4 protein-coding genes are annotated in these 6,066 nt (G+C 61.8%); 2 read left to right on the top strand and 2 right to left on the bottom strand.

The window, feature by feature from the left end; genetic code table 11:
* A partial coding sequence (locus ACE3OH_RS18155; RefSeq protein WP_374356445.1) for a DsbA family protein occupies positions 1-462 on the top strand: 462 nt, incomplete at its 5' end.
* 73 nt (positions 463-535) lie between these two features.
* Here the strand turns inward: ACE3OH_RS18155 and ACE3OH_RS18150 are convergent.
* Positions 536-3,826, bottom strand: coding sequence for an SNF2-related protein (locus ACE3OH_RS18150; protein WP_374356442.1), 3,291 nt, complete (start codon positions 3,824-3,826; stop codon positions 536-538).
* A gap of 186 nt (positions 3,827-4,012) precedes the next feature.
* Here ACE3OH_RS18150 and ACE3OH_RS18145 point away from each other — a divergent pair, with 186 nt between their 5' ends.
* Positions 4,013-4,765 (top strand): substrate-binding periplasmic protein, encoded by a 753-nt coding sequence (locus ACE3OH_RS18145; protein ID WP_374356439.1) that lies wholly within the window; start codon positions 4,013-4,015, stop codon positions 4,763-4,765.
* A 44-nt stretch (positions 4,766-4,809) separates the two neighbouring features.
* Here the strand turns inward: ACE3OH_RS18145 and ACE3OH_RS18140 are convergent, their stop codons facing one another.
* Positions 4,810-5,889 carry a hypothetical protein gene (locus tag ACE3OH_RS18140; RefSeq protein WP_374356436.1) on the bottom strand — a complete coding sequence of 360 codons (1,080 nt, stop codon included), beginning with the start codon at positions 5,887-5,889 and terminating at the stop codon, positions 4,810-4,812.
* Positions 5,890-6,066 lie beyond the last annotated feature (177 nt).

The raw sequence follows: 6,066 nt of genomic DNA, 5'->3' as shown, positions 1-6,066 counted from the left end.
GTGGAAAAATACGGTGTCAGCGCCGAGCAGGCCGGCCAGACCCGCGAGATGATCCGCCAGCGTGGCGCCGATGTCGGTTTTACTTTCAACCTTGAGCAGCGCGACCGCATCTACAACACCTTCGATGCGCATCGCCTGCTGCATTGGGCGCAGCTGGAGGGGCGGCAGATCGAGTTGAAGCAGGCTCTGTTCCGCGCCTATTTCACCGATGGTCAGAGTCCGGCCGATCATGGTGTGTTGCTGCAACTGGCGGCGGAAGTGGGCCTGGATGTCGAGGCGGCGGCCAAGGTGCTGGCGTCCGATGCCTATGCCAGCGAGGTGCGCGCCCAGGAAGCGCTTTACCAAGGTCATGGCATCAACTCGGTACCGGCCATCATCATCAACCAGCGCCATCTGATCCAGGGCGGCCAGCCGGTCGAGGTGTTCGAGCAGGCGCTGCGGCAAATCAGCCAGGTGGCTTGAGCGAGTGGCGGCGGGGGCGGTTTCCTGCAGCAAATGGCAATCGCGGCGAAAGCTGATGCTGGCGCTGTCTGCCTTAATCCAGCGGCGCCAATAGCGCCGCCAGATCGCTGGCGTCGAACTTCGGCGTATCGGCGCCATCTTCGTTGAGCACACCGGCGGCAAGTGCCGCCTTGCGCTCTTGTAGCTCCAGAATCCGCTGCTCGATGCTGCCGGCCGCCACCAGCTTGTAGACGAATACCGGTTTTTGCTGACCGATGCGATGGGCGCGGTCGGTAGCCTGGTTCTCGACGGCCGGGTTCCACCACGGGTCGAAATGGATCACCGTGTCGGCGGCAGTCAGGTTCAGGCCGACGCCGCCGGCTTTCAGGCTGATCAGGAAGATCGGTACCTCGCCGGCCTGGAAGCGCTGCACCGGCGTATCGCGATCGCGCGTGTCGCCGGTCAGCAGCACATAGGGGATCGCCGCCTTGTGCAGCTCCGCTTCGATCAGCGCCAACATGCTGGTGAACTGCGAGAACACCAGCACGCGGCGGCCTTCTTCCAATAGCTCATGCAGCATGCACATCAAGGCATCGAGCTTGGCATGTTCCTTTACTTCGCGTGCGCTGTCCTGCTGCAGCAGGCGTGGGTCGCAGCACACCTGGCGCAGCTTGAGCAGGGCGTCGAGGATATCGATCTGGCTGCGGGCAAAGCCCTTGCCGGCCACTGCTTCGCGCACCTTGGCATCCATGGCGGCACGCACTGTTTCATAGAGCTCGCGCTGCCGGCCCTGCAACTCCACCTCGCGCACCATGATGGTTTTCGGCGGCAAGTCGCGCGCCACTTCGTCCTTGCGGCGGCGCAGGATAAACGGCTTGATCCGCTTGCCAAGCAAGGCACGGCGCTCGCCATTGCCATGTTTTTCGATCGGCGTGCGCCACAGCCGGGAAAAGGCGCGCTCGTCACCGAGAAAGCCCGGTAGCAGGAAGTCGAACTGCGCCCACAATTCGCCCAGATGGTTTTCCATCGGCGTGCCGGTAATCACCAGCTTGTGGCGTGCTTTGAGCTGGCGCACCGCCTCGGCGCTACGGCTGCCGGCATTCTTGACCGCCTGGGCTTCGTCGAGGATCAGCAGGTGAAATTCCTGCGCACCCAGCACCTCGATATCGCGCCACAGCAAGGGATAGGTGGAGATCACCAGATCATGTTCGGCGATCTTGCCAAAATCGGCCTTGCGCTGCGGGCCGTGCAGCGCCAGCACGCGCAGTGCTGGCGCAAAGCGCGCTGCCTCGTGGCGCCAGTTCGATACCAGGCTGGTGGGCAGTACGATCAGCGCTGGCCGGTCGAGCCGGCCGCTCTCTTTTTCGAGCAGCACATGGGCCAGGGTCTGGGCGGTTTTACCGAGGCCCATATCGTCGGCCAGAATGCCGCCAAGGTTTTGCGCGCGTAAGTACTGCAGCCACGACAGCCCATGCAGCTGATAGGGGCGCAGGGTCAGCTGCAAGCCTTGTGGCGGCGCCACCGCCTGCAGCTGGCCGGCGGCTTCGAGGCGCTGTGCCATCTGCCGCGCCGCTTCGAAGCCATCGTTTTGCCAGTCGCCGGCGGCATCGAGCGCTTCGACCAGCCGTGGCGCGTCGAGTGGCGACACGCTGAGCGGCTGGCCGCCACGGTTCTGGTCGAACAGCTCGGCCAGAGCATGCAGCAGGGGCTTGATGCGGCTGGCGGCAACGCGCAGGCGCTGGCCAATGCTGCTGCGCAGCATCACATCGCTATCGTCGCCAATCAGTGCGCGGTAATCCGCCTGCAGCCAGCGCGGCTCGCGGCCGACCAGCTCGGCCAGCATCGGTGCCAGCGGCAAACGCTGGCCGTCTACTTCCACCGCCAGCGCCACTGCCCAGCCATTGTCCTCATCGCTGAGCTCGGCATGCCAGGCGCTCGGTTCGGGCGCCCAGTGGCGGAAGCTGTCGTCGATCTCGATCTGCCAGCCCTGCGCCTTGAGCGCCGGCAGGGCATCGCGCACCCAGGCCGGCCAGGCCTGCTCGCTGGCCAGTGCCTGCATGCCTTTCAGGTCGGGCAGCATGTCCTGGCTGGCCAGTACCTTGTTGGCTGGCAGGGGGCGCAGATCGTGCTTGTGCAAGGCTTTGAGCAGGTGCGCTTCCTGCTCCGGGTCGCGACGCAGCAGGGCGGTTTGACCGTCTTCCAGGGTGATATGGCCGGCAGTGTCGCCGGGCCGGATGCGATGCTTGCCGTAGGCAAAATACGGCACCGCGATATCCAGCTCGCCACGTCCGACCAGATAGCCATAGTCGCGGTAATCGCGCAGGCCGTAGACGGGAATGCTGATCAGCCGCAGCACGGCTTGTGGCGCACCTTCGATCACCGGCAGCGGCCGCGCATCGGGTAGTGGCTCGCCGGGCAGGGTGCGGCGCAGGGTATCGATCACCAGGGGGAGATCCATCTCGCCCAATGCGGGCAGGCTCAGCAAGGGGCGCATCAGCTGCCAGTCTTGTGTCAGCAGCACCTCGCCGACCTGTGCCTGCTGCGGATCGATATAGCGCGGGGCGCTCAGTGCCAATAGCCGGGCAGTCGGCGCGGTCTGCAGTCTTGCCTGTTGGCGCCCATACAGATCGCGCTGCCAGTGCAGATTGGCACGCCGCGCTTCCCCTGCAGCAAATGGGCCGAGCAGGCCCTGTGTGCTGCTGTTAAGGTAAAGCCGGCCGGTTTGCAGCAATCTGTCGAGCAGGTCGATATCGTTGCGCCCATGCAAGGGGTAGGCACTGCTATACAGGCGACTGCTCGGTGCCTGGATATGCACCAGGCGCAGGATGCTCAGGTCATCCTGGCCGATAAAACTGATCGGATTGCGAAACGCACCCTCCAGATTGCTCCAGTAATCCAGCGGCTCGTGCAGGCGCATTCCGCGTTTGCCTTTGCAAAAACGCAGATTGCCCTCGCCCTGCTCATCCACTTCCAATACATAAAACAGCTGATGGCTGGCCGGTTTGCGCACCGCCGGCGCCTGCTGCTCGGCGCTGCTGGCCCTGAACAGATCGAGCCAGCGCACTACTTCAGGATTGACGCTGTCCTGCGGCTGGGCTGCCTTGGTGTGCAGGGCGGCCAGCAGCACCGCCGCGCTGTGCTTGCAGTCATATGCCACCGGACAGCTGCATTCGGCCGAGATGCTCATCTGCCCGTGGCTGCGCGGTACAAACACGATATCCACCTGATAGGGCCGTGCGGCTGATCCCGGTACTTCGGCGAGCAGGCGCAAGCCTTTCCAGCGCAGATTGTGCACGCGCCGCACATAGGGCTCGCCCTTGGCAACTTCATGGCTGCCCAGCCAGCGAAGCACATCCTGGCGGGTATAGGTGGGATGGGTGGGCATGGCGGTGCATCGGCAAGGCAAGGCGCGCATTGTATGTTCATTGGCAGGGGCAGGCGAGCCGGCCGCCGGCTCGGCAGCACCTGTCCCGCCTGCCGCCGCGGCCTTGACTGCCCTGCCTGGTGAACTAGTATCAGCCTGATCAAGACTGCTCGCCCCATGCCGCGCCAGACTCAGCCGGAGAACAGGATGCGTACGCTCGCCCATATTGCCTGCCTGCTGCTGGCCGGACTGTGCCTTGCCGGCCAGCCAGCCGACATGCCGCGCCGCGCGCTGACATTGATATCGAGCGATTATCCGCCGTATTACGGTGCCAGCCTGCCCGATGGTGGCCCGGTTACCAAGGTGGTTCGCGAGGCGCTGCGCCGCGCCAACCTCGGCCTGAATATGCGCTGGGCGTCATGGAACCGGGCAGTGGCCGATACCCGTGAAGGCCGCGCCGATGGCCTGCTCGGCCCTTGGTACAGCCCCGATCGCGAGGCTTGGCTGCTTTACTCCGAGCCGATAGGCGAAAACCAGCTGGGCTTTTTTGTGCGCAAGGCGGCACCGCTGCCCAGCTTGCCGCTGACGCAGTTGCGTGCCTACAGCTTTGGCGTGGTGCAGGGCTATGCCAATCCGGAAGCATTTACGGCGGCGCAGCTCCATACCATCGAGGCGATGAGTGACGAGCTCAATCTGAATGCACTGGCGGTCGGCCGGGTACATGCTGCCTTGGTCGACAAGGGCCTTGCCGACTATCTGCTGCGCACCAGTACCATGCTGATCAACCGCAATACCCCGCTGGTCTGGCAAGAACCGGCGATTGCCAAGAAAACCATGCATATCGGCTTCTCACGCGCCGCCAAATTGCCAGACTCGCTGATCGACAAGGTCAATAAAGTACTCAAGGAAATGGAACGCGATGGCAGCAAGGCGGCGATTTTGCGCGATAGCGGCGTGTGACGAATAAGCACGAATCACCGGACATACACCTGCGTACAATGCCCTCAGGCAACTTGCCAGAACATGATCTCGAATTGCCCTTGCGCGTTTCGCCCCAGAAAACTTTGGCTGGGTAAATGCGTTGCGATCAGATTAAGCTGGCACGGGTGCCTGGCAATCTGCTGGCCATTTTGTAGATCCCACACCGCGATTGTCCCGGTGTCGGAGCATCCGGAAAACAGCCAATTATCCCAGACCGCAAAGGGGGAAATAGACGGGCCGGTAAAGGCAAATAAGCGCTCGCCGGTCTGTGCGTTGTAGATCACGGCTGAATCTGGTGGTATGTCGTTGTCGCATGGTAATTCCGGATCGCCCCAGATCAGCACCCGGTCATTGTCCAGCCATTGCAAGGGGGAATCCCAGAAATAAGACCAGATGGCGAAACATACTTTGGATTTGCCGAAGTCGGATTCCCATTTATTTTTTTCCACCCAATCCTGAATATTAAAACCCCAGGCGTAACCGACCGGATGCCAGAACCAGCCCACTGTGGCCAGGCGTTTTCCATCGGGTGAAATCATCAGCTCGCCGGCCCATTCGGAGGCTAGGGCATTGCGCCGCTCTGCCTCGCTGACTTCTTCCTCCACCTGTTCCAGTGAGCGTTCGGTCAAGCAAACGCCGCTTTGCAGATTATGAATATCGAGCTTATCCCAGCCGGTTGCATGAATCAGGCAGGGCTGATGCTGATATTCCCAAAATGCTACCGGGTAAGGCGCTAGCTCAAAATGGTATTCATGATCGGGCAGGGGCATCAGCAAGGCGCCATTATCCATCCGGTAAACGCCGCCCTGATTGCTTGCTGGGTCCTGATTGCACGCTGTAATGGCGAAATAATCGCCACAGCGACTGATTTGAATCTGCACCTGGGTTCGTGCATGAAACCTTAGCGTATCCAATTTCACGATGGCGGTCGCCACTGAGTCATGTGCCGATATACGCCATACAGTCCCCCGATTATCTACGGCCAGATATTCCAATGACTCGCCTGGGAAAGCACGCACGGCAAGCACTGTTGAAGTGTCAAAACCCGGCAGATCGAGTACACGGGTGGTAAAGATAAATGCGGGATTCGGGGAGCTTTTCATCGCCATACCCTAACACTGGCGCGGCGCCAGGCTCAAACCAGCAAGGGCGTGAAAAATTCCGCCATAGCAGGATCCAATCGCTCCACGTAGAAGGCGCTTGCCTATTACCCGCTTTCTCCTTGTGCTAATGGTGATCCGCGTCATGCCCTCCCAGCACTGGAGCAGCGCCTCAAACAT

It is taken from the genome of Chitinimonas sp., from assembly GCF_041904975.1.
Taxonomy (GTDB): Bacteria; Pseudomonadota; Gammaproteobacteria; order Burkholderiales; family Chitinimonadaceae; genus Chitinimonas.
This window is presented reverse-complemented; position numbering and strand designations above follow the sequence as displayed.